Here is a 23,688-nt window from a genome sequence, read left to right as displayed (position 1 = left end):
CCTGCCCCCGTCTACCAGTTCCTCTTCTCTCTCACTTACACCGCAGCCACCAGAAAGGTTCCGGGCCGGCCATGGCGCTCTCCCTCTACGTCGACACCGCGCGCTGGCGGGCGCACCAGAAGTCCGTCCTGGACCAGTTCCCCGGTCTCGTCCCCGTGTGCAAGGGCAACGGATACGGCTTCGGCCACGAGCGGCTGGCCGACGAGGCGATCCGCTTCGGCTCCGACACACTGGCCGTCGGGACCACCTACGAGGCCGCCCGCATCAAGGACTGGTTCAGCGGCGACCTGCTGGTGCTCACGCCCTTCCGCCGGGGTGAGGAGCCGGTACCACTGCCCGACCGTGTTATCCGTTCCGTGTCCTCCGTGGACGGTGTGCACGCCCTGGTGGGCGCGCGCGTGGTCATCGAGTGCATGAGCTCGATGAAGCGCCACGGGGTGAAGGAGGAGGAGCTCGGGCAGCTGCACGCGGCCATCGAGGACGTGCGCCTCGAAGGTTTCGCACTGCACCTGCCGCTCGACCGTACGGACGGTTCCGACGCGGTCGAGGAGGTCATCGGCTGGATGGACCGTCTGCGCGCCGCCCGACTGCCGCTGCACACGATGTTCGTCAGCCATCTGCGGGCCGAGGAACTGGCGCGGCTACGGCAGCAGTTCCCGCAGACCCTCTTCCGCGCGCGCATCGGCACGCGGCTCTGGCTCGGCGACCACGAGGCGACGGAGTACCGCGGTGCGGTACTCGACGTCACGCGCGTCGTGAAGGGCGACCGTTTCGGCTACCGCCAGCAGAAAGTCGCGTCCGACGGGTGGCTGGTGGTCGTCGCGGGAGGGACCTCCCACGGAGTCGGCCTTGAGGCGCCCAAGGCGCTGCACGGTGTGATGCCGCGCGCCAAGGGTGTCGCCCGCGCCGGGCTGGCCACGGTCAACCGCAACCTGTCGCCGTTCGTCTGGTCGGGAAAACAGCGCTGGTTCGCCGAACCGCCGCACATGCAGGTATCGATCCTGTTCGTCCCTTCCGACGCGCAGGAACCGAAGGTCGGCGACGAACTGGTGGCACATCTGCGCCACACCACCACGCAGTTCGACCGCCTCGTGGACCGGTAGCCCCGGCCCCTCCTCAGTCGGATACCGCCCTGCCTGGGGTGCCCCACTCCACCCGCGGTCCTTCGACCGCGGGTGCCTCGTGCCGGGCCGGCTGAGAACGCACCCGCAGGAGCGGCGCCGAACGGTCCGGCGCCCCGTCGAGCACCCCGCCCGACGGATCGTCGGACCCGTCGCGCCGTACGGGATCCCGATCCGGCCTCAGGATGTCCCTGACGATCAAGGCGCACAGGTAGAGCGTCCCCAGCAGATGCAGGGCGATCGCGACCTGATAGCCCTCCTGCGGAAGCCCTTGGTGCTTGTCGCCGCTCGTCGTGTACGCGAGGTAGAACCAGATCCCCAGGAAGTACATGACCTCGCAGGCCTGCCAGATCAGGAAGTCCCGCCAGCGGGGCCTGGCCAGCGCGGCCAGGGGGATCAGCCAGAGAACGTACTGCGGTGAGTAGACCTTGTTCGTCAGGATGAAGGCCGCCACCACGAGAAAGGCCAGCTGGGCGAAGCGCGGCCGGCGCCGGGCGGTCAGCCCGAGCCCTGCGATCCCCGCGCACAGCACGATCATCAGCAGTACCGAGGCCGTGTTCACCGTGCCGACGTCGATGGGCCGGCCGGTGCGCTGGGTGATGATCAGCCAGAACGAGCCGTAGTCGATCTGCCGTTCCTGGCTGAACGTGTAGAACTTCTTCCACCCCTCCGGGGCGTACGCCATCACCGGAAGGTTCACCAGCAGCCAGGCCGCCGCCGCACCGAGGAACGCCGAGCCGTACTCGCGCCACCTCCCGGCCCGCCAGCACAGCACCAGCAGAGGCCCGAGGAGCAGCACGGGGTAGAGCTTGGCGGCGGTCGCGAGGCCGATGAGGACGCCGAAGAAGAGGTTTCTGCCGCGGGACCACATGAGCATCGCACCGGCGGTCAGCGCGACGGCCAGCAGATCCCAGTTGATCGTCGCGGTGAGCGCGAGCGCGGGGGCGAGCGCGACCAGGAGGCCGTCCCAAGGGCGGCGCCGGTGCGTACGGGCGACACACACCGCGAGGATCACGGCGCAGATCATGAGCATGCCCGCGTTGACCATCCAGTACATCTGCTCGCGCTGCTGCACGGGGTCCGAGGAGGGGGTCAGCGTCAGCCAGGACGCGACCTGCATGAAGAGGCCGGTCAGGACGGGGTACTCGAGGTACGCCATGTCACCGGTGAGGCGGTCGACGTACGGCACCAGGCCGTCGGCGAAGCCCCGCCCGACGTAGAGGTGCGGGATGTCGGAGTAGCACGCGTGCGTGTACTGCGAGCTGGTGCCGCGGAACCATGCCCAGTCGTAACAGGGGATCTTCTGCACCATGCCGAGCGCGAACATCCCGATCGTCACGAGCACGATGACGCGCACCGGTGTCAGCGGTCCCGATCCGAACCGTGCCCAGCGGCCCGCCGGGCCGCCGATCAGCTCGCTGCCCGCCGCGGCGATCTCGTCCTGTCGTGTGGGCGGTACGACGGAGGGCTGCTGGTGCACGCTCGTGTCCTCTGCGCTTGGCATGCCGCACATCCTGCCGTACGGCGCTGTGTGCGGGCGTGGCCCGTGTCCGGGACACACGAAGGGCCGTCGACACCCGGAAGGTGTCGACGGCCCTCATACGCGCTCCGGCGGTCCCCCTGACGGGGTCCCCGGGGGGGCGCGCCGGTATCACCGCGCCCCCGAACGAGTGCTATCCGCCGCCGCCGAAGATCCCGCCGCGGCCGTTCTCCTCGCCGGTGGTCGTCCCGTCGGTCGTTCCGTCGGTCGTTCCGGTATCCGTCCCGCCGTCCGTGGTTCCCGCGTCCGTCCCCCCGTCGGTGGCCCCGTCCGTGGTCCCACCGTTGGAGTTGCCGTTGGTGGTCCCACCGTTCCCGTTGTTCTTGCACTCCCAGTCGAGCGGCGCACAGGTCTCACTCGGCGTGGGAGACGGGGACGACGGAGTGGGAGTCGGCGTCGGGGGCTCCTCGCTGCTCTCGGACGGCGACGGTGTCGGGCTCGGCGTCGGGCTGGGGCTGACCGCGCCGCCGCCGAAGAGCGCTTCACCGTACGGCTCCGCCTTCGGGAACCTCACGACCTTCGTGCCCTTGACCGCTTCCGCCATGTAGTCGTGCCAGATCTGCGCGGGGAACGAGGCACCGTGGATGGATTTCTCGCCGCCCGTGCCGTACATCTCGAGGAACTCGCGGTCCTTGTTCGTCTCGTCGTCGTCCATCCGGAACATGCTGACGGCCGTCGACAGCTGCGGGGTGTAGCCGACGAACCAGGCCGACTTGTTGCCGTCCGTGGTGCCCGTCTTGCCGGCCACATCGCGTCCGGGGAGCTGGGCGGGCGTGCCCGTTCCGTTCTCGACGACGTTCTTCAGCACGTCGGTCACGTTGTCCGCGATGATGCTCGGAAACGCCGGTTTGGTCACCGTATCGTGCTGATAGATGACACTGCCCTGGTGCTTGACCTCGGTGACCGAGAAGGGCTCCCGCTGCTTTCCACTGGTGGCGAAGGTGGCGTAGGAACCGGCCATCCGGATGGCGCTCGGCGAGGACGTACCGATGGAGAACGAGGGGACGTTCGAGTTCGCCATGTAGCTGTCGTCGCGCAACCCGGCGTCGACGGCTGCCTGCTTCACCTTGTCGGTGCCGACATCCATCCCGAGCTGGACGTAGGGGGAGTTGGCGGACTCCTGCATGGCGTACCGGAGGTTGATGTCTCCGTAGCTCTTGTCGCCGTCGTTGGTCTGGAGCCACTCGTTGCCGTCGTCGTTGAGCCAGACCTTGCCGTTGTACTGGTTGATCCTCAGCTCGTTGTCACCGTTGTAGATGCTCTTCGGCGAAACGAGTTTGCGCTCCGACTCGCCCTGATCGGGGCCGCCCTCAGGATCCCGTTTCCCGTACTGCATCGCAGCTGCCAGCACGAAGGGCTTGAACGTCGAACCGACCTGCGCACCGGTCGCGTCGGCGTTGTTGGTGTAGTGCTCCGTCGCGTCCTGGCCGCCGTACGTGGCGACGATGGCACCCGTCGCGGTGTCCACCGACGCACCGCCGAACTCCACGTGCGTGTCCTTGTCGGGACGCTTGTCGGGGTCGATCTTGGCGGCGTACACCTTCTTGATCGACTTCTCGAGCTGGTCGACCTGCTTCTTCTTGAAGGTCGTGTGGATCTCGTAGCCGCCCCGGGCCAGTTCCTTCTCGGTGACGCCCTGGTCGTTGTGCGCGAGGAAGTACTTCGTGGCGAGGTCGACCAGGTATCCGGTCTGACCGCCCAGCTTGGCGTCCTTCTTCGGCTGAATCGGCATGGGGAACTCGTCGAACGTCGCGCGCTTGTCCGCGCTCAGCCGGCCGTCCTTGACCTCCTCGTCGAGAATCCACTTCCAGCGCGCCTTGGCCCGCCTGGTGTTCTCCTTGGCCGAGGCCTTCACCTGATCCACATCGGGGGCACCCGCGGGGTCGTAGTAGCTCGCGCCCTTGAGCAGGGTCGCCAGGAAGGCGCACTCGCTCTCGTCCAGTTCGGTGGCGTCCTTGTCGTAGTACGCACGTGCCGCCGCCTGGAGTCCGGAGGCACCCCGGCCGTAGTAGGAGACGTTGAGGTAGCCCGCCATGACGTCCTTCTTCTTCACCGTCTCGCCGACTTTGAGGGTGATGAAGAGTTCCTTGACCTTGCGGCTCAGCGTCTGCTCCTGAGAGAGCATGGAGTTCTTGACGTACTGCTGGGTGATCGTCGAACCGCCCTGGGTGTCGCCGCCCTTGGCCATGTTGTAGAAGGCGCGGGCGATACCCATGGGGTCGATGCCCCTGTCGGTGTCGAACGACTTGTTCTCCGCCGAGATGACGGCGTTCCGCATCGCTTCGGGGATCTGGGCGTACTCGATCTCCTGGCGGTTGACGGACCCACCCGTGGCGACCATCTGCGTATCGTCGGCCCAGTAGTAGACGTTGTTCTGTGCCTTGGCCAGCTTGTTGACCTCGGGCGGCACCACCAACGCGTACGCGATGCCGGCCGCCCCCATCATGAGCCCCAGGAATCCCAGGCACAGACCGGAGACCAGCCTCCACGACGGAACCCACCGGCGGAAGCCGTACTTACCGGTCCGCGGGTAGTCGATGAAGCGCTTCTTGCCGGAGCCCTCGGGGCTCCGGCCCTCGTGGCCACTGTTGTCGCCACCTCCCCGCCGTCTGCCGCCGCGCTGGGCGGCACGACGGGCCTCGGCACGGCCGCCGTACGACGGTTCCTCATCGTGCATCACTGACGATGAATCTGACGTTGCTCTGCGTGACGCATCGGTGCGGCGTCCAGCAGGCTGTGCGGCTCGTCTGGCCGCTGCGCGCCCGCCACCTTGAGGTTGCGGCGCTTTGCGACGGTGCTCGCTCATCGAACGACTACTCCTCGGGCAGGCGAGAGCGCCTGGAAGCGGCAGTTGAGATCCGGTCCCCCCGAATTACGGCCGAGCCCTGCGGGAGGCTCACCCACAGTGCATCCGGCAGTCCGCGATAACTGACGCGCGGTGGCGCCTCACGGTTCCCGGTGGTCTGCATGCCGCACAGACTACGCACGGTCAAAAACCTCTGTGGACCGAACTTCACCCCAAATTACGCAAGTCGCTCCCTATGAATCGGGGATGTGACGCCGCTCACGAAACACCCCCTTGTCGAACATTGCGAGTCGATCTATCGTGCTGATGTATCGAGTCGATACATCAGCACGACATAAGGTGGGTCTCAAGGCCCGCGGAGGCAGCATCGAGCTCAAGAGGAGGCGAAGGTGAGCAGACGCTCCGGCATCCTCGAATTCGCCGTACTCGGCTTGCTCCGCGAGTCCCCCATGCACGGGTACGAGCTGCGCAAGCGCCTCAACACCTCGCTGGGAATCTTCCGCGCCTTCAGCTACGGAACCCTCTACCCCTGCCTCAAGACGCTGGTCGCCAACGGCTGGTTGATCGAGGAGCCGGGAAGCATTCCGGTTGCACCACCGGCCACGGGCCGTGGGGTCGCTGCCTCTTCCTCGCTGGCCGGACGCCGCGCCAAGATCGTCTACCGGTTGACGGCAGAAGGTAAGGAGCACTTCGAGGAGCTGCTCTCGCACACCGGTCCGGACTCCTGGGAGGACGAGCACTTCGCGGCTCGTTTCGCCTTCTTCGGGCAGACCGAGCGCGAGGTGCGGATGCGCGTACTCGAAGGACGCCGCAGCAGGCTGGAGGAGCGCCTCGAGAAGATGCGCGCCTCCCTCGCCCGCACGCGCGAACGGCTCGACGACTACACGCTCGAGCTGCAGCGACACGGCATGGAGTCCGTGGAGCGCGAAGTTCGGTGGCTGAACGAGCTCATCGAGAGCGAGCGGTCGGGACGGGATCGGCGACGATCCTCACCCGAGAGCTCCTCTCAGTACGACACGGACACATCAGGAGAGACGGGCGGCCTGCCCCGGCACCGGGACGACACCCGGCCGGATCCGTCCGACGACACCAAGTGACATCCCCGCAGATCCGCAAGGCGTCATCGGGGAACACCAAGAACACACAGGGAGCAATCGGCATGGGTTCGGTTCGCGTAGCCATCGTCGGCGTGGGCAACTGCGCCGCCTCACTGGTGCAGGGCGTCGAGTACTACAAGGACGCCGATCCGGCCGGCAAGGTGCCCGGTCTGATGCACGTCCAGTTCGGCGACTACCACGTGAGTGACGTCGAGTTCGTCGCCGCCTTCGACGTCGACGCGAAGAAGGTCGGCCTCGACCTCGCGGACGCCATCGGCGCCAGCGAGAACAACACCATCAAGCTCGCCGACGTGCCGAACACCGGCGTGACCGTTCAGCGCGGGCACACCCACGACGGCCTGGGCAAGTACTACCGCGAGACCATCGAGGAGTCCGTCGACGCCCCCGTCGACATCGTCCAGACCCTCAAGGACAAGCAGGTCGACGTCCTGGTCTGCTACCTGCCCGTCGGGTCCGAGGTGGCTGCGAAGTTCTACGCGCAGTGCGCCATCGACGCCAAGGTCGCGTTCGTCAACGCCCTTCCCGTGTTCATCGCCGGCACCAAGGAGTGGGCCGACAAGTTCACCGAAGCCGGGGTCCCGATCGTCGGCGACGACATCAAGTCCCAGGTCGGCGCCACCATCACGCACCGCGTGATGGCGAAGCTCTTCGAGGACCGGGGTGTCATCCTGGACCGCACGATGCAGCTGAACGTCGGCGGGAACATGGACTTCAAGAACATGCTCGAGCGTGAGCGCCTGGAGTCCAAGAAGATCTCGAAGACGCAGGCCGTCACCTCGCAGATCCGCGACCGCGAGCTCGGTGCGGACAACGTCCACATCGGCCCGTCGGACTACGTTGCCTGGCTGGACGACCGCAAGTGGGCGTACGTCCGCCTTGAGGGCCGCGCATTCGGTGACGTTCCGCTGAACCTGGAGTACAAGCTCGAGGTCTGGGACTCCCCCAACTCCGCCGGGGTCATCATCGACGCCGTGCGCGCCGCGAAGATCGCCAAGGACCGCGGTATCGGCGGCCCGATCCTCTCGGCCTCCTCGTACTTCATGAAGTCCCCGCCGGTCCAGTACTTCGACGACGAGGCCCGCGAGAACGTCGAGAAGTTCATCAACGGCGACGTCGAGCGCTGACCCAGCCGTTCACTGACTCAGTGGTGCTTCTTCATGTGGGGGGTCCCCGGGCAATGCGCCCGGGGACCCCCCACCTGTGTGACCCTTGCACACATGCCTGTCGTGCGTGATCTGGGCGTACTCCTGCGCCTTCGGAACTTCCGTCGCCTGCTCGCTGTACGGCTTCTCTCCCAGTCGGCCGACGGCGTCTACCAGGTAGCGCTCGCCACCTATGTCGTCTTCTCACCGGAGAACCAGGCAACGCCGGCCGCCATCGCCTCCGCCATGGCCGTGCTGCTGCTCCCGTACTCGCTGATCGGCCCGTTCGCCGGAGTTCTGCTCGACCGCTGGCCCCGCCGCCAGGTCTTCCTGTACGGCAACCTGTTGCGTGCGACGCTGGCCTGCTGCACGGCTCTGCTGCTTCTGAGCCCCGTTCCGGACTGGCTGTTCTATGCCTCCGCCCTCTGCGTCACCGCCGTCAACCGCTTCGTACTGGCTGGACTTTCCGCAGCCCTGCCTCGCGTCGTCGACACCGAACGGCTCGTCCTTGCCAACTCCCTCTCCCCGACAGCCGGCACCCTGGCCGCCACCGCGGGCGGGGGCCTCGCGCTGGCCATCCGGCTCCTGACGGACGGATCCGACGCCATCGTGGTCCTGCTGGGGGCGGCCCTCTACCTCCTCTCGGCAGTGGTCTCCCTGGCCTTCCCCCGCACGCTGCTCGGACCGGACAGGAACCTGGACCATGTGCCCTTGCGGGAGGCGCTCAACGCGACCGCACGAGGACTCGTCGCCGGTTTGCGCCATCTGGCCGAACGGAAAGACGCCGCATACGCGCTGGCCGCCATGACGGTCCTCCGCTTCTGCTACGGAGCGCTGACCGTGATGGTGCTGATGCTGTGCCGTTACGCCTGGTCCGACGACGAGTCGGACGGTCTGACCCTCCTCGGCCTCGCGCTGGGCGCATCCGCCGCCGGCTACTTCGTGGCGGCCCTGATGTCCCCGTGGGCCGTCGGACGCTACGGGCGGTACGGCTGGCTGGCCGGCTGCGCCGGGGCAGCCGCCCTCCTGGAACCGGCGTTGGGACTACCGTTCGCTCTTGCCCCGATGCTGGCCGCAGCCTTCATCCTCGGTCTCGTGACCCAGGGGGCGAAGATCGCGACGGATACCGAGGTGCAGACTTCGGTGGACGACGCCTACCGCGGACGTGTCTTCTCGATCTATGACGTGCTGTTCAACGTCGCCTTCGTCGCAGCCGCAGCAATGTCCGTCCTCGCGCTTCCCCCTGACGGCCGGTCTGTCGTCGTGGTGCTCACCGTCGCCGTGCTCTACGCCACCGTCTCGGTTCTCATGCTTCACCGGCGACGCGCGAGTATCGCCACGCGACAGGCCCGCACCAAGGGATGAGCGACGTTGTTTCACGTGAAACAACGTCGCTCCCTCGGTGCCACTCCTGGTCGGCACCCGCTTGTCCGTCATGTTTCACGTGAAACATGACGAGTTCCGCAAGCTTCGAGAGCGGTTCGGCCGCAGTCGGCGTCACCCTGTGCCACCCACCATTCCTTGAGGGCCGCGACAGCGGCATCGTGCTCCAGCGGGCCGTTCTCCAGCCGCAGCTCCAGCAGGAACGAGTAGGCCTTGCCGATCACAGGACCGGGCCCTACGTCCAGGATCCGCATGATCTCGTTGCCGTCCAGGTCGGGGCGGATCGCTTCCAGCTCCTCCTGCTCCTGCAGTTGCCCGATGCGCTCTTCAAGACCGTCGTAGGTTCGGGACAGGGCGTTCGCCTTGCGCTTGTTCCGCGTCGTGCAATCGGAGCGGGTCAACTTGTGCAGGCGGTCGAGCAGAGGCCCCGCGTCCCGTACGTACCTGCGCACCGCGGAGTCCGTCCACTCCCCGTCGCCGTATCCGTGGAAGCGCAGATGCAGCTCCACCAGCTTCGAGACGTCCTTGACCATGTCATTGGAGTACTTGAGCTCGACCATCCGCTTCTTGACCATCTTGGCTCCCACCACCTCGTGGTGGTGGAACGAGACCCGGCCGTCCTTCTCGAAGCGCCGCGTCCTCGGCTTCCCGATGTCGTGGAGCAGGGCCGCGAGACGCAGCACGAGGTCCGGCCCGCCCTCCTCCAGGTCGATGGCCTGCTCGAGGACGGTCAGAGAGTGCTCATAGACGTCCTTGTGACGGTGATGCTCGTCACTTTCCAGGCGTAGTGCAGGGAGCTCGGGGAGCACCTGGTCGGCGAGGCCCGTGTCCACGAGCAGCCCCAGCCCCTTACGGGGGTGACCGGAGAGCAGCAGCTTGTTGAGTTCTTCCCTGACCCGCTCGGCCGAGACGATCTCGATACGCCCTGCCATGTCCGTCATTGCCTTCACGACATCCGGGGCCACCTCGAAGTCCAACTGCGCGGCGAAGCGGGCCGCGCGCAGCATGCGCAGCGGATCGTCGGAGAACGACGCCTCGGGCGTGCCCGGAGTGCGCAGCACACGCTGGGCAAGGTCATCGAGGCCGCCGTGCGGGTCGATGAACTCTTTCTGCGGCAGAGCGACGGCCATGGCGTTCACAGTGAAGTCTCGGCGTACGAGGTCTTCCTCGATCGAGTCTCCGTAGGAGACCTCGGGTTTGCGTGAGGTCCTGTCGTACGCCTCCGACCGGTACGTCGTGACCTCGATCTGGTATCCGTCCTTCTGCGAGCCCACGGTGCCGAACGCGATTCCGACCTCCCAGACCGAGTCGGCCCATGGGCGGACGATCTTGAGTACGTCCTCCGGGCGGGCGTCGGTCGTGAAGTCGAGGTCGTTCCCGAGCCTGCCGAGCAACGCATCGCGGACCGATCCGCCGACGAGAGCGAGGCCGAATCCGGCTTCCTGGAATCGGACGGCGAGGTCATCGGCGACGGGGGACACCCGCAGCAGTTCGCTGACTGCGCGGTGCTGCACCTGGCTCAGTGCACGGGGGCTGTCTTCGTTGGCGTTCGGCACAACAGAAAAGGGTACGTGCCTGGACCGGCCCGGGCGTCATCGCTTCCTGCGGCCCTGCGAGACTCTCCCGATCATGTGGCAAGGTCCCCGGCACTCAGGTGTCGGGCACATCGTTACCATGCGGGGAAGCAGAGACCGGCAGGGCCGGCACCAGCCTGACGACGACGAGGGACGGATACGCGTGGCCGAGGCGGCAGACTTTCAGGGGATGAATCCCTCCCCTGCCCGCCGGTGGCTCCGGCGCACAGCCTCCTTGATCGTCGGGGCACCGCTGATCGCCGGCCTCCTGGCCGGGCCCGTGGCGGCCTCTGCCGGGGCCGCAGAGGCCGCGACGAAGGCTCCGACCGGCTCGCGCACCGTCGACGTGTCCCTGGACACCCTGGCTCCCAGCGCGCCTGTGGAAGGCGACACACTCACGGTCTCGGGCACCTTGACCAACAAGGGGAAGCAGACGGTCACGGACGCCGAGGTCGACCTGCGCGTCGGACCGAGGCTGTCCGGCAGGGGAGCCGTCGACGAGGCCGCCAAGCGCACCGGGTACCTGCCCGGCAGCGACCCCCTCAAGCTCGGCGGCGAGTACGCCCTGAAGGTCCCGAAGCTCGCCTCCGGAGTCAGCCAGGACTTCACCCTCGCCGTGCCGGTGGACAAGCTGGACCTGGACGCCGAGGGCGTGTACCAGCTCGGAGTGTCCCTCACGGGCCGGACCAGCGACTACGCCTACGACCAGGTGCTCGGCATCCAGCGGACCTTCCTGCCGTGGCAGCAGGAGGACACCGAGAGCAAGACGAAGCTCACGTTCCTCTGGCCGCTGATCGCGTCGGCTCACATCACCGCAGAGACGGGCTCCGACGAACAACAGACCCCCGTGTTCGCCAATGACGATCTTGCCCTCGAACTCGCGCCGGGCGGCCGTCTGGAACAGCTGGTCTCACTGGGGCGCCAGCTACCCGTGACGTGGGTGGTCGACCCCGATCTGCTGGCCTCCGTCGATGCGATGACGAAGAACTACCGCGTCAAATCCGGTGACACCACAGTCGCGGGGACGAATCAGAGCATCGCCAAGAAGTGGCTCGCGGACCTGCAAGCGGCCGCGGAGGACGGGAAGGTGGTGGCACTGCCGTTCGCCGACCCCGATCTGGCGTCCATCGCCCACCGCGGAAAGAACGTCTCGGGAGCCCTCAGCCATCTGCAGACAGCGACCGAGGTCGCAGGCCTGACCGTGGAGACCATCCTTCACGTGAAGCCGTCCACCGACTTCGCCTGGCCGGTGGACGGTGCGATCGATCCCTCGGTCGTCGACGTCGCCACCTCAGCGGGCGCGCACAAGGTGATCGCCCGCAGCGACAGCCTCGAGGAGTCCGGCGGGCTGCCCTACACACCGACCTCGGCCCGGCCGATCGGTGGTGGCACCACCGCCGTCGTCTCCGACTACCGGCTCTCCACCGCGTTCACCGGCGACATGGCCTCGGCCGGTGCGTCGACACTCGCCGTACAGAGATTTCTGGCCCAGACGCTGGCGGTGACGGAGCAGGCCCCCGACACCGAGCGCAGCATCGTCGTCGCCCCGCAGCGGATGCCCACCGCCGCGCAGGCACAGACCATGGCGCGCGCTCTGCAGGCACTCAACGCGGAGCGCTGGACGCAGCCCCTCGGCCTGACCGCGGCAGCTGAGCAGAAGCCCGACGCCCAGGCCACCACCGAGGTGCCCGGGGCCTCCCGGTACCCGAAGAAGCTGCGGAGCCAGGAGCTGCCCACACAGGCGTTCCAGGACATCAGGACGACACAGGAATCACTCAACAGCTTCCAGGTCATCCTCACGCAGCCCGACCGGGTGGTGACCCCCTTCGGGAACGCGATCAACCGCTCCGTGTCGACGTCATGGCGCGGCAAGCCGCTGGAGGCCCAGCGGTACCGTGATGCTGTCCGCACCTACCTACGGGGTCTCACCAACGAGGTCCAGCTGATCGCGAAGTCGGACTTGACCCTCTCCGGACGCAGCGCCACGATCCCCGTGACCGTGCAGAACAAGCTGGTCCAGGGTGTGGATCACCTCGTCCTCCGCCTGACGTCGGGCAATGCCACGCGGCTCAAACTCAACGACGGCGGATCGGTGGCCGAACTGCCTGTCGAGATCGCCGGCGGGCACAGCCAGTCGGTGAAATTCGACGCCTCGGCCAACGCCAACGGACAGGCCCAGGTCAAGGCGCGGCTGTTCACCGCGGACGGCGCGCCGTACGGCGAAGAGATGACCTTCACCGTGAAGGTCTCGGAAGTCACACCGACGGTGCTCCTGGTGATCGCCGGCGGACTGCTGCTGCTCGTCCTCGCGGGCATCAGGATGTACACCCACCGCAAGCGCGCGGTTGCGGGAGGCGCGGCGGGAAGCGACGGCGGTGAACCCGAGCAGCCGAGTGACCCGACGCCGGACACCGGTCCGGAAAGCGGGGACCCATCGGGCCCGGGTGAGAAAGTGGACCGTTGAGCGATGTCTGTCGGGGCCTGTCGGCCGGGGACAATGAGGTGGGGTTTCGATGAACGCGCCGTACGACGGTGACCGCGGCCAAGGCGCGGGCGGAGCTGGATCGTCCGGTGGTCAGCCTGAGCCACCAGGCGCCGGCCAGGACGGGGAGGCACCCGACCCCTACCTGCAGCACGCGTACGACCACGATCCGTACCGCGCCCAGGACCTGGCCGCGCAGGATCCGGTGGCCGAGGCGCTGTACGACCGCGCCTCACATCCGCCGCCTCCTCCCGGCACCTATCAGGAGCCGCAGGCCCTCTACCAGCAGCCTCCCGCGGCCCAGCACGCCCCGGACCCCCGCTTGTGGGCCCAGACACCGCCACCAGAGCCCTCAGGCCCCTCCCGGCACCTTCCATACGGCGACAACGCCGCGACCACTCAGTACGTGGGAGTGGACGACCTGGTCACGCAGGCCTCCGGCGACCGTGGGGAACAGGACGCCTTCGCTCACCTCTTCCGCGACCAGGAAGGCTCGGGTCGGCCTCCCGGGCCTCCGGCCGAGCCCGAAGCGGCTCCGGCACCCGTGCCACCGAAGTCCGGCGGCCGTGCCTCCGGGATACTGAAGTCCAGCGCACTGATGGCGGCGGGCACCCTGGTGTCGAGGCTCACCGGATTCGTCCGCAGCCTCGTGATCACCGCGGCACTGGGTGCGGCGATGCTGGGTGACAGCTTCACCATCGCGTACACCCTGCCGACGATGATCTACATCCTCACCGTGGGCGGCGGGCTGAACTCGGTCTTCGTTCCGCAGCTCGTCCGGTCCATGAAGGACGACGAGGACGGCGGGGAGGCGTACGCCAACCGTCTGCTGACGCTCGTCATGGTCGTACTCGGTCTGATCGTCGCTGTGGCCGTCTTCGCCGCACCGCTACTCATCCGCATGATGTCCCTGCCCATCGCGAACGAACCGGCAGCCAACAGCGTCGCTGTCACCTTCGCCCGCTACTGCCTGCCGACCATCTTCTTCATGGGCGTCCACGTGGTGATGGGCCAGATCCTCAACGCCCGCGAGAAGTTCGGCGCGATGATGTGGACCCCGGTCCTCAACAACATCGTCATGATCTTCACCTTCGGACTGTTCATCTGGGTCTACGGCACCTCGGCCGAATCCCGGATGGGTGTCGAGACGATCCCGGCGGAAGGGGTGCGGCTCCTGGGCATCGGCACGCTGCTCGGTCTGGTGGTCCAGGCCCTGGCCATGATCCCCTACCTCCGCGAGGCAGGATTCCGCTTCCGTCCACGCTTCGACTGGAAGGGCCACGGGCTCGGGAAGACCATAAAGCTCGCCAAGTGGACGGTCCTGTTCGTCCTGGCCAACCAGGCGGGCGTGCTGGTGGTGACCCAGCTGGCGACCTCCGCGGGCAAGCTGGCGGACAAGAACGGCTCGGGCTTCCTCGCCTACTCCAACGCCCAGCTGATCTGGGGCATGCCCCAGGCCATCATCACCGTCTCCGTCATGGCAGCCCTGCTGCCTCGCATCTCTCGCGCCGCGCATGACAACGACCCCGGGGCCGTCCGCGACGACATCTCGCAAGGTCTGCGCAACTCGGCCGTGGCCATCGTGCCGGTCGCGTTCACCTTCCTCGCGCTCGGCCTGCCGATGTGCACTCTGCTCTACGCCTCCAGCGGCACCGAGGCGGCACGATCCATGGGCTTCATCCTCATGGCGTTCGGCCTCGGCCTCATCCCGTACTCCGTGCAGTACGTCGTGCTGCGTGGCTTCTACGCGTACGAGGACACCCGCACCCCCTTCTACAACACGGTCATCGTCGCGGCCGTCAACGCCGCGGCCTCCGCTTTCTGCTACGTGATTCTTCCGGCCCAGTGGGCAGTCGTGGGGATGGCGGCCTCCTACGGGCTGGCGTACGCGGTCGGCGTCGGGATCGCCTGGCGACGACTGAGCAACCGGCTCGGCGGGGACCTCGACGGCGCCCGCGTGGTGCGCACCTACGCCCGTCTCTGTCTGGCCGCTGTCCCGGCGGCCGTGGTCGGCGGCGGCGTGGGCTTCGCCCTCCTCGAGGCCCTCGGTGACGGCGCCGGCGGCTCCGTTGTCGCACTGGTCTGTGGCAGCGTCGTCCTGATCGGCATCTTCTTCGTCGCGGCGAAGAAAATGCGCATCGAAGAGCTCAACGGCATGGTCGGCATGGTCCGGGGACGGCTCGGACGCTGAGACACGCTCCGTGCCGCACAACCATCGCTGGACACCGCGTGTCGTGCATAGCGTCGGAGTGTGGGCACAATTGGCATGACTGTGCAGAGCTGGCTGGCATCGCGCAACGGATGGGGAGGCAGGAACGACGGTGGCGGAACGTAGCACGGCTGCTGTCGACGTGGCCGACAACAGCGGCGACGAGCCGCTGACCGCCAAGGCGGACGCGGCCTCGACCGACGGGACGGCAGAAACCCAGGACGCAGAGGGCGCGAACTCGACGGACACGGCGAGCGGGCGGGACGGCTCGGCCGCCGCGCCGGCGTCGCCCGATCTGCACAGCGGCCACAAGCTGGCCAGACGCTACCGCCTCGAGGAGTGCGTCACTCGGCTGGACGGATTCAGCAGCTGGCGTGCCGTGGACGAGAAGCTGCGCCGCGCGGTGGGGGTTCATCTTCTGCCCGCCGACCATCCGCGCGCTCGCTCGGTGCTGGCCGCGGCCCGCTCCTCCGCGCTCCTCGGTGACCCCCGTTTCGTTCAGGTCCTGGACGCTGTGGAGGAGGGCAACCTCGTCTACGTCGTCCATGAATGGCTCCCCGACGCCACCGAACTCACGGCGCTGCTGGCAGCCGGTCCCATGGACGCCCACGACGCGTACCAGCTCGTGAGCCAGATCTCCCAGGCCATGGCCGCTGCCCATCGCGAAGGGCTCGCGCACCTGCGTCTCACCCCCGGCGCCGTACTGCGCAGCTCAACGGGGCAGTACCGGATTCGCGGGCTCGCGGTGAACGCCGCGCTGCGCGGCATCACCGCCGACCAGCCGCTGCGTACGGACACCGAGGCCATCGGCGCGCTCCTCTATGCAGCACTGACCCGGCGCTGGCCCTACGAGAGCGACGCGTACGGGCTTTCAGGGCTCCCCAAGGACCTCGGTCTGATCCCTCCGGACCAGGTGAGGGCCGGCGTCCACCGGGGCCTGTCCGAACTCGCCATGCGTGCGCTCGCCAACGACGGCGCCACCGCCTCGCGACAGGAACAGCCGTGCACCACCCCTGATGAGCTTGCGAAGGCCGTGGCGGCCATGCCGCGCATCCTGCCCCCGGAGCCGACCTTCACGGCACCGCCCGAGTATCAGCGCACGACCTACCAGCAGGGCACCTACGGACGCCCGTCGGCGCGTCCGTCGTCCGCCGCTCAACCTGTCATCGCGGTTCCTCCGCCTCCTTTGCAGAGCCGTACCGGCAAGGCACTCAAGTGGGCCGTCTCCGCGCTGCTCATCGCGGCTCTGGGCCTCGGCAGCTGGCAACTGGCGGAAACGGTGCTCGACCGGAGCAGCGACTCCGGAGAGCCGACCCCCATGCAGACCACCGACGACGACGGCGACGACAAGAATGCCGTCGCACCCAGCAAGCCCCTGACTGTCGTGGGAGCCCAGGACTACGATCCATTGGCTGACGGGTCCGAGAAGCCTGCCACGATAAAGAACGTCTACGACGGGGACAAGAACTCCTACTGGAGCACCGACGGCTACTACAGCGCCGAATTCGGCGGGCTCAAGAAGGGTGTCGGGGTCGTTCTCGACCTCGGCGAGGTTCAGCAGGTGGGCACGGTCGATGTGTCCTTCCTGGGCGGTAGCACCTCCGTCGAGCTGAGGACCACCAAAGACTCGTCCGTTCCCCAGATGCCCGACGGCTTCACCAAGGTTGCGCAAGGATCCGGAACAAACGTGTCCCTCAAACCCGACAAGCAGGTGAAGGCGCGATACCTTCTGGTCTGGCTGACCAAGTTGCCGTTGAGTGATGGCGGGAACTACCGAGGAAAGATCTCGGACATCAAGGTCACCAGCTGACGGCATCAGGGGAGGGGGCTCACTGTTGGACGACGCCAGTTTCGCCGACACAAGCGATCAGGATCTCCTGGCACAACACGTCGCCGGCGTCCCGGATGCCTTCGGTGAGCTCGTACGGCGGCACCGTGGCCGCCTCTGGGCGGTGGCTCTTCGCACGCTGGGTGACCGCGAGGAGGCCGCCGACGCGGTGCAGGACGCCCTGGTATCCGCGTTCCGCGCTGCCCACACCTTCCGTGGCCAGTCCGCCGTCACCACGTGGCTGCACAGGATCACGGTGAACGCCTGCCTGGACCGTGCTCGCAAGGCGGCTTCGCGTAAGGCCACGCCGGTCGACGACACCGAGCGGCTCGATCAGCTCATGGAGCCTCATGAATCCGCCGAGGCGCCCGCTGTGCGGCAGGACCTGCAACGCGAGCTCCTGGCGGCACTGGCCACCCTGCCCGCCGAACAACGCGCCGCCCTCGTCCTCGTGGATATGCAGGCTTTTCCCGTCGCGGAGGCCGCGCGCATCCTCGATGTTCCGACCGGGACCGTGAAGAGCCGTTGTGCGAGGGGAAGAGCCAGGCTCCTCCCCTTGGTGAGCCATCTGCGCAGCAACAGGGGGGCCGGTAAGGACGACTCCATGCAAGGGAACCGGACACAGGGGCCATCCGTCCCACCTGCGTCAGGACCAAGAAACGCAGGCGACGCCGACCCTGCTGCTGTGAAGGGTGGAGGTGGGTTGGCATGACATCCACAGCTGACGCAGCTCAGCACCCGGACGTGTCGGAGATCTCCGACCTCACCGAAGGTCTCCTTCCGCCGTCCCGCGAGGCGGCACTCCGCCAGCACATCGACACCTGTGCGGACTGCGGTGCCATCCATGCCTCCCTCGAAGAGATCCGCTCGCTTCTGGGGACGGTCCTTCCCCGCAGTGAGCACATGCCTGAGGACGTCAGCGCCCGGATCGACGCGGCGCTGGCTTCGGAGGCAGCGTCTGCAGCCAGGAAGCCGGACGCCGACATCCGTGTTTCACGTGAAACACATGACCCGCAGTCCGAGGGCACGCCCGTGCCCCGGCCCGCCGGTCGTCCTCGCGGCGCCACCGGCCCCGGCCGGAGTACCTCACGGCGTCGGCGGCGCACAGTGATCCTTGGCACCGCATTCGGGGCCGCGGCCGTGGGCATGAGCGTCTTCCTGCTCCAGTCTCTTCAACCGTCCCAGGACTCGGCCGGCTCGACGGCAGACCGGGGGGTCAGCGCCGCGGAGAAGAGCGGAGGGAACTTTTCGGAAGGCACGCTCGAAGGCCGTGTCCATTCGCTTCTCAGCGAGACGTCGGCTTCCGCCACTCCGGACTATGAACCGGACAAGCCGTCCATGAACACCAAGTCGTCCCCGGGAGACGTGTCCCCCAGGGACGCGTCCCCCCACACCCCTCTGCGTGCACAGGCCGTGGAAGTTCCGCCGTGCATCGAGCAGGGCATCGGCCGGAACGTACCTGCCCTGGCCATGGAAAAGGGCAATTACGAAGGGGTAGCCGCTTTCCTCGTCGTCCTGCCCCATGCAACCGACTCCAGCCTCGTCCAGGCCTATGTTGTCGACGCCTCATGTGTCGATTCCACGCCGAAGACAAAAGGGCAGTTGCTGCGCTCACACTCCTACACACGCTCCTGAGCACCCCGACGGAAGCCGGCCCGGCATCGCGGGAATGCATGCCCCGTAGGATCCGTTGGGTGGGGTGAGAGTCGTGGAACCGACCCCAGTAGGCAGTAGGCAGTCCGCAGAGACGAGGAAGAACCCGTGAGCGACGTCCGTAATGTGATCATCATCGGCTCCGGGCCGGCTGGTTACACCGCCGCCCTGTACACCGCTCGCGCGTCGCTGAAGCCGCTGGTGTTCGAGGGAGCGGTCACCGCTGGGGGTGCGCTGATGAACACCACCGACGTGGAGAACTTCCCGGGCTTCCAGGACGGAATCATGGGCCCGGAGCTCATGGACAACATGCGCGCCCAGGCGGAGCGCTTCGGCGCGGAGCTCATCCCGGACGACGTGGTGTCGGTGGACCTCTCCGGAGACGTCAAGACCGTGACGGACACCGCAGGGACGGTACACCGTGCCAAGTCCGTCATCGTCACCACAGGATCCCAGCACCGCAAGCTCGGCCTGCCGAACGAGGACGCCCTCTCAGGGCGGGGTGTCTCCTGGTGTGCCACCTGCGACGGCTTCTTCTTCAAGGACCAGGACATCGCCGTGATCGGCGGTGGCGACACAGCCATGGAAGAGGCGACCTTCCTCTCCCGGTTCGCCAAGTCCGTCACCATCGTCCACCGCCGCGACTCCCTCCGGGCCTCGAAGGCCATGCAGGATCGCGCCTTCGCCGACCCGAAGATCAAGTTCGCGTGGGACAGCGAGGTGGCCACAGTCCACGGGGATCAGAAGCTCTCCAGCCTCACCCTGCGCAACACCAAGACGGGCGAGACCTCGGAGCTCGCCGTCACGGGCCTCTTCATCGCTGTCGGCCACGACCCCCGTACAGAGCTCTTCAAGGGCCAGCTCGACCTGGACGACGAGGGCTACCTCAAGGTCGAAGCGCCCTCGACGCGCACCAACCTGAAGGGTGTCTTCGGCGCAGGCGACGTCGTCGACCACACCTATCGTCAGGCCATCACAGCCGCCGGGACCGGTTGCTCAGCAGCTCTCGACGCAGAGCGATTCCTGGCAGCGCTCTCCGACGAGCAGCTCCCCGAGCCGGAGAAGACCCCGGCAGTCTGACTACTTCCCCAACCCACACCCCCGCGAAGTTAAGGAGGCCGCCGTGGCCGGCGCCCTGAAGAACGTGACCGACGACTCCTTCGATGAGGACGTCCTGAAGAACACGAAGCCCGTACTGGTGGACTTCTGGGCTGCCTGGTGCGGTCCTTGCCGCCAGATCGCGCCTTCGCTGGAGGCCATCGCGGCCGAGTACGGCGACGACATCGAGATCGTCAAGCTCAACATCGACGAGAACCCGGCCACTGCGGCAAAGTACGGCGTGATGTCGATCCCCACGCTCAACGTCTACCAGGGTGGCGAGGTCGCCAAGACCATCGTCGGTGCCAAGCCGAAGGCCGCGATCCTCCGCGACCTCGAGGGCTTCATCGTCCAGAAGTAGCCGCTGAGTGTTTCACGTGAAACGGAAACGGGCCTACCCCACGGGGTAGGCCCGTTTCTCTTCGTGCTCCCACGAAGCAGGGCGCCGTGGTCAGTCAGAGAGGCCGCAGCACCGGTTCCTTCTGCACGGCGCCCAGCAGCCTGTCCAGTGCCAGTTCGACGTCCTCCTTCCAGGAGAGCGTCGTACGCAGCTCGAGCCTCAGCCGTGGATGCGCGGGATGTGGACGCACCGTCTTGAAGCCGACTGCGAGGAGATGGTCGGCCGGCAGCACACAGGCCGGCTCCTTCCATCGCGCATCGCCGAAGGCCTCGATCGCTTTGAAGCCGCGTCGCAGCAAGTCCTTGGCCACTGTCTGCACCATCACGCGGCCCAGCCCTTGTCCTTGAAACCCCGGCACGATCAGCGCGGTCATCAGCTGCACGGCATCAGGGGATATGGGACTGGTCGGAAACGCCGTGGAACGGGGCACGTACGCAGGCGGCGCGTAGAGAACGAAACCGACCGCGACATCATCCACATAGACGACCCGACCGCAGGAGCCCCACTCCAACAGCACCGCGGAAATCCAGGACTCTTTCTCGAGTTCGGGCCGACCGGCCTTTACTGCAGCTTGCCCGCTGACCGGATCAAGTTCCCAGAAGACACACGATCGGCAGCGCCTGGGGAGATCCGGAAGGTTGTCCAGTGTGAGCGGTACGAGCCTTCGCCCCATGTAGGCGGTTCCTCACTTCCTTCGCCCGCCGCATCACGCGCGGCTGCCAGCGCACTCCGTTCTCGGAACAGGCTGCCGACGAACCCGCCGACAGCACCAAGCCCCAACCCGACTGACACCAGGTGGCTGCGATTCACTGATCGCACGGCCGCCGCCTCCTCTGGGGTGGATCACGGTGGTGGATACGCCATACCAGAACGCATCGTATCCACCCAGAGGTGGTGGGGACACCGAGAGACAGCAAAGGGCGGGACGAGTTCCGGAAAGTTCTCCGTAACTCGTCCCGCCCTGTGTCGTCCAGCCGGCTCAGGCTTCGTCGCCCTCAGCCTGGTCCTCTTCGCTACTGCGTTCCAGGACGCGTCCCTCACCTGGAGCAAGGCTTCCGAGAATGCGGTCCAGATCCTCCATCGAGGCGAACTCGACGACGATCTTTCCCTTCTTCTGCCCGAGATCGACCTTCACCCGCGTCTCGAATCGATCGGAAAGGCGCGAAGCGAGATCGGTCAGAGCCGGTGCGACGCGGCCGCCGGCCCTGGGACCCCTGGGCTTCGCGGAACTCGTGGGCTCGGATCCGAGCAGATTCACGATCTCCTCGACCGCACGCACCGACAGCCCTTCGGCCACGATGCGGTGAGCCAGCCGGTCCTGTTCATCGGAGTCGTCCACCGACAACAAGGCCCTCGCATGACCGGCCGAGAGAACTCCTGCCGCAACCCGTCGCTGGACCGGCGGAGAGAGCCGCAGCAGACGGAGGGTGTTCGACACCTGCGGGCGGGACCGGCCGATCCGGTCCGCGAGCTGATCGTGGGTGCACTTGAAGTCCTTCAGCAACTGGTCGTACGCCGCCGCCTCCTCCAAGGGATTCAGCTGCGCCCTGTGAAGGTTCTCCAGAAGCGCGTCGAGAAGGAGCTTCTCGTCATCCGTCGCACGGACGATGGCCGGGATGCGCTCCAGACCGGCTTCGCCGCATGCCCTCCAGCGGCGCTCACCCATGATGAGCTCGTAACGGTCCTCGGCGACCTTGCGCACGACGACGGGCTGGAGGAGACCGACCTCCTTGATGGAGGTGACCAGCTCTGCCAGAGCATCCTCATCGAAGACCTCACGAGGCTGCCGGGGGTTGGGCGTGATCGACGCGAGGGGGATCTCAGCGAAGTACGCCCCTACGGAATCGGTCTCCTCGGCGATGTGCTCCCGTTCTCTCATCGGAGAACTCGGCTCCGGGACCAATGCGCCGGAGGGGAGCGCTGCCAACTTCGCTGCGGCCACCCCACGCTCAGCGGTCATTACGGGTGATGTGCCCGCCGCACCCGCCCCGGACGCGGGGCTCGGGACCTGCTTCTCCTGCGGAGCTGGGGGGATCAGTGCTCCGAGTCCACGCCCCAGCCCTCTACGACGCTCGCTCACTGCATGCCCTCCGAATGACTCTGCTGGCTGTTCTGAACGCCCGGACGGCCAACCTCGCCCGAGGGAGCGTGCTGGGCCTCGTAGTGCACTCCTACGCCTCTCAGCGCGATCTCACGCGCAGCCTCGAGGTAGGAAAGGGAACCGCTGGAGCCCGGATCGTACGTCAGGACGGTCTGCCCGTAGCTCGGCGCCTCCGAGATGCGCACAGACCGCGGAATGCTGGTCCGCAACACTTCCTTGCCGAAGTGAGTGCGCACTTCCTCAGCGACCTGCGAGGCGAGCCTGGTCCTGCCGTCGTACATGGTGAGCAGGATCGTCGACACGTGAAGGTCCGGGTTCAGATGCCCCCGGACCAGGTCGACGTTGCGAAGCAGCTGACCGAGGCCTTCCAGCGCGTAGTACTCACACTGAATCGGGATGAGCACCTCCGCCCCGGCCACAAGCGCGTTGACCGTCAGCAGGCCGAGCGAAGGCGGGCAGTCGATGAGGATGTAGTCCAGCGGCTGGTCATACGCCTGGATGGCTCGCTGCAACCGACTCTCCCGCGCGACCAGCGAAACCAGCTCGATCTCCGCACCGGCGAGATCGATGGTCGCCGGCGCGCAGAAGAGACCTTCGACGTCCGGGACGGGCTGAACTACCTCGGAGAGCGGCATGCCCTCCACCAGAACGTCGTAGATCGAGGGGACCTCTGCGTGATGGTCGATCCCCAGAGCAGTGGAGGCGTTCCCCTGCGGGTCGAGGTCCACCACCAGCACGCGTGCACCATGCAGCGCGAGCGACGCGGCGAGATTGACCGTCGACGTCGTCTTGCCCACGCCGCCCTTCTGGTTGGCTACGACCATGACGCGTGTCCGGTCTGGTCGCGGCAACCCCTCGCCGGCGCGGCCGAGGGCTTCAACCGCCAGCTGAGCGGCACGACCGATAGGTGTGTCGTCCATCGGTGGTGGTGTTTCACGTGAAACACCATCCCCCATGGACTCGGTACGGGGACCGGGGACCGGATCGGTCATCGGTCCCGCGATGTTGGCGTCGGACCGCAAGGATTCACTCTCCTCGACTTCAGGCTCGCAATGAACAGAGCCTGCCATGCTTTCGGGGTCGCGAACCAGCGAGGCCGACTGTTCTGTGGATGAATCCGGTTCTGTGGGCAACTTCGTAGCCCGCACGGGCTTGCGGTCGCGCGGCGTGGCAGCCGCACGACCGCGGCCGATGATTCCCTGCAGCAGAGAGCGACGTTTCACGTGAAACACG

Annotated in this window: 17 protein-coding genes; 11 read left to right on the top strand and 6 right to left on the bottom strand. The window is 67.0% G+C overall.

The window, feature by feature from the left end; translation table 11 throughout:
* Positions 1 to 71: 71 nt before the first annotated feature.
* Positions 72 to 1,103 (top strand): alanine racemase, encoded by a 1,032-nt coding sequence (locus JOC24_RS06535; RefSeq protein ID WP_205019139.1) that lies wholly within the window; start codon positions 72 to 74, stop codon positions 1,101 to 1,103.
* Positions 1,104 to 1,116: 13 nt separating this feature from the next.
* Here JOC24_RS06535 and JOC24_RS06530 read toward each other — a convergent pair whose 3' ends face one another.
* Positions 1,117 to 2,625: a glycosyltransferase family 87 protein gene (locus JOC24_RS06530; RefSeq protein WP_205019138.1), complete on the bottom strand. Its 1,509-nt coding sequence runs from the start codon at positions 2,623 to 2,625 to the stop codon at positions 1,117 to 1,119.
* A 169-nt stretch (positions 2,626 to 2,794) separates the two neighbouring features.
* Entirely contained in the window at positions 2,795 to 5,467 is a 2,673-nt protein-coding gene (locus tag JOC24_RS06525) for a transglycosylase domain-containing protein (RefSeq protein ID WP_205019137.1), read from the bottom strand.
* A gap of 389 nt (positions 5,468 to 5,856) precedes the next feature.
* Here JOC24_RS06525 and JOC24_RS06520 point away from each other — a divergent pair, with 389 nt between their 5' ends.
* The 3 genes from JOC24_RS06520 (at position 5,857) to JOC24_RS06510 (ending at position 9,092) form a co-directional block, all read left to right on the top strand.
* Positions 5,857 to 6,564: a PadR family transcriptional regulator gene (locus tag JOC24_RS06520; RefSeq protein ID WP_205019136.1), complete on the top strand. Its 708-nt coding sequence runs from the start codon at positions 5,857 to 5,859 to the stop codon at positions 6,562 to 6,564.
* Positions 6,565 to 6,626: 62 nt separating this feature from the next.
* The gene (locus JOC24_RS06515) at positions 6,627 to 7,709 is read left to right on the top strand and encodes an inositol-3-phosphate synthase (protein ID WP_205019135.1); all 1,083 of its coding nucleotides are present in this window, start codon (positions 6,627 to 6,629) and stop codon (positions 7,707 to 7,709) included.
* Between the two features lie 93 nt (positions 7,710 to 7,802).
* Entirely contained in the window at positions 7,803 to 9,092 is a 1,290-nt protein-coding gene (locus JOC24_RS06510; protein WP_205019134.1) for an MFS transporter, read from the top strand.
* A gap of 68 nt (positions 9,093 to 9,160) precedes the next feature.
* On the opposite strand, the gene JOC24_RS06505 is transcribed toward JOC24_RS06510, so the two are convergent.
* Complete coding sequence (locus JOC24_RS06505; protein ID WP_307792646.1) at positions 9,161 to 10,666, bottom strand: CCA tRNA nucleotidyltransferase; 1,506 nt, start codon at positions 10,664 to 10,666, stop codon at positions 9,161 to 9,163.
* Positions 10,667 to 10,847: 181 nt separating this feature from the next.
* On the opposite strand from JOC24_RS06505, the gene JOC24_RS06500 reads away from it, so the two are divergent.
* The 7 genes from JOC24_RS06500 to trxA all read left to right on the top strand — a co-directional run bounded on the left by JOC24_RS06500 (position 10,848) and on the right by trxA (position 20,315).
* Positions 10,848 to 13,148 carry a DUF6049 family protein gene (locus JOC24_RS06500; protein ID WP_205019342.1) on the top strand — a complete coding sequence of 767 codons (2,301 nt, stop codon included), beginning with the start codon at positions 10,848 to 10,850 and terminating at the stop codon, positions 13,146 to 13,148.
* A 49-nt stretch (positions 13,149 to 13,197) separates the two neighbouring features.
* Positions 13,198 to 15,357 (top strand): murein biosynthesis integral membrane protein MurJ, encoded by a 2,160-nt coding sequence (gene murJ / locus JOC24_RS06495; protein ID WP_205019133.1) that lies wholly within the window; start codon positions 13,198 to 13,200, stop codon positions 15,355 to 15,357.
* A gap of 130 nt (positions 15,358 to 15,487) precedes the next feature.
* Positions 15,488 to 17,185 (top strand): protein kinase family protein, encoded by a 1,698-nt coding sequence (locus tag JOC24_RS06490; protein ID WP_205019132.1) that lies wholly within the window; start codon positions 15,488 to 15,490, stop codon positions 17,183 to 17,185.
* Between the two features lie 25 nt (positions 17,186 to 17,210).
* Entirely contained in the window at positions 17,211 to 17,915 is a 705-nt protein-coding gene (gene sigM / locus JOC24_RS06485; RefSeq protein ID WP_239579800.1) for an RNA polymerase sigma factor SigM, read from the top strand.
* Positions 17,912 to 18,838, top strand: coding sequence for an anti-sigma factor family protein (locus JOC24_RS06480; protein ID WP_205019130.1), 927 nt, complete (start codon positions 17,912 to 17,914; stop codon positions 18,836 to 18,838). Before sigM ends, JOC24_RS06480 begins: the two co-directional genes overlap by 4 nt.
* Before the next feature lie 126 nt (positions 18,839 to 18,964).
* On the top strand, positions 18,965 to 19,936 hold the full coding sequence (gene trxB / locus JOC24_RS06475) for a thioredoxin-disulfide reductase (RefSeq protein WP_205019129.1): 972 nt from the start codon (positions 18,965 to 18,967) through the stop codon (positions 19,934 to 19,936).
* Positions 19,937 to 19,979: 43 nt separating this feature from the next.
* Positions 19,980 to 20,315, top strand: coding sequence for a thioredoxin (gene trxA, locus JOC24_RS06470; protein ID WP_031090385.1), 336 nt, complete (start codon positions 19,980 to 19,982; stop codon positions 20,313 to 20,315).
* Positions 20,316 to 20,409: 94 nt separating this feature from the next.
* On the opposite strand, the gene JOC24_RS06465 is transcribed toward trxA, so the two are convergent.
* The 3 genes from JOC24_RS06465 to JOC24_RS06455 all read right to left on the bottom strand — a co-directional run bounded on the left by JOC24_RS06465 (position 20,410) and on the right by JOC24_RS06455 (position 23,525).
* Positions 20,410 to 21,027 (bottom strand): GNAT family N-acetyltransferase, encoded by a 618-nt coding sequence (locus JOC24_RS06465; RefSeq protein ID WP_205019128.1) that lies wholly within the window; start codon positions 21,025 to 21,027, stop codon positions 20,410 to 20,412.
* 306 nt (positions 21,028 to 21,333) lie between these two features.
* A complete protein-coding gene (locus JOC24_RS06460) occupies positions 21,334 to 22,434 on the bottom strand; it encodes a ParB/RepB/Spo0J family partition protein (protein ID WP_205019127.1) in 1,101 nt (366 codons plus the stop codon).
* Entirely contained in the window at positions 22,431 to 23,525 is a 1,095-nt protein-coding gene (locus JOC24_RS06455; RefSeq protein ID WP_205019341.1) for a ParA family protein, read from the bottom strand. The genes JOC24_RS06460 and JOC24_RS06455 overlap by 4 nt, the downstream gene beginning before the upstream one ends.
* Positions 23,526 to 23,688 lie beyond the last annotated feature (163 nt).

The organism is Streptomyces sp. HB132 (genome assembly GCF_016909575.1).
Classification (GTDB): Bacteria; Actinomycetota; Actinomycetes; order Streptomycetales; family Streptomycetaceae; genus Streptomyces.
This window is presented reverse-complemented; position numbering and strand designations above follow the sequence as displayed.

What these genes read in the sequence shown, in the direction of transcription:
- JOC24_RS06535 (WP_205019139.1), top strand. Translation starts at nt 72, where the DNA reads ATGGCGCTCTCCCTCTACGTCGACACCGCGCGCTGGCGGGCGCACCAG.
- JOC24_RS06530 (WP_205019138.1), bottom strand. Translation starts at nt 2,625, where the DNA reads ATGCCAAGCGCAGAGGACACGAGCGTGCACCAGCAGCCCTCCGTCGTA.
- JOC24_RS06525 (WP_205019137.1), bottom strand. Translation starts at nt 5,467, where the DNA reads ATGAGCGAGCACCGTCGCAAAGCGCCGCAACCTCAAGGTGGCGGGCGC.
- JOC24_RS06515 (WP_205019135.1), top strand. Translation starts at nt 6,627, where the DNA reads ATGGGTTCGGTTCGCGTAGCCATCGTCGGCGTGGGCAACTGCGCCGCC.
- JOC24_RS06510 (WP_205019134.1), top strand. Translation starts at nt 7,803, where the DNA reads ATGCCTGTCGTGCGTGATCTGGGCGTACTCCTGCGCCTTCGGAACTTC.
- murJ (WP_205019133.1), top strand. Translation starts at nt 13,198, where the DNA reads ATGAACGCGCCGTACGACGGTGACCGCGGCCAAGGCGCGGGCGGAGCT.
- JOC24_RS06480 (WP_205019130.1), top strand. Translation starts at nt 17,912, where the DNA reads ATGACATCCACAGCTGACGCAGCTCAGCACCCGGACGTGTCGGAGATC.
- JOC24_RS06465 (WP_205019128.1), bottom strand. Translation starts at nt 21,027, where the DNA reads ATGGGGCGAAGGCTCGTACCGCTCACACTGGACAACCTTCCGGATCTC.
- JOC24_RS06455 (WP_205019341.1), bottom strand. Translation starts at nt 23,525, where the DNA reads ATGGCAGGCTCTGTTCATTGCGAGCCTGAAGTCGAGGAGAGTGAATCC.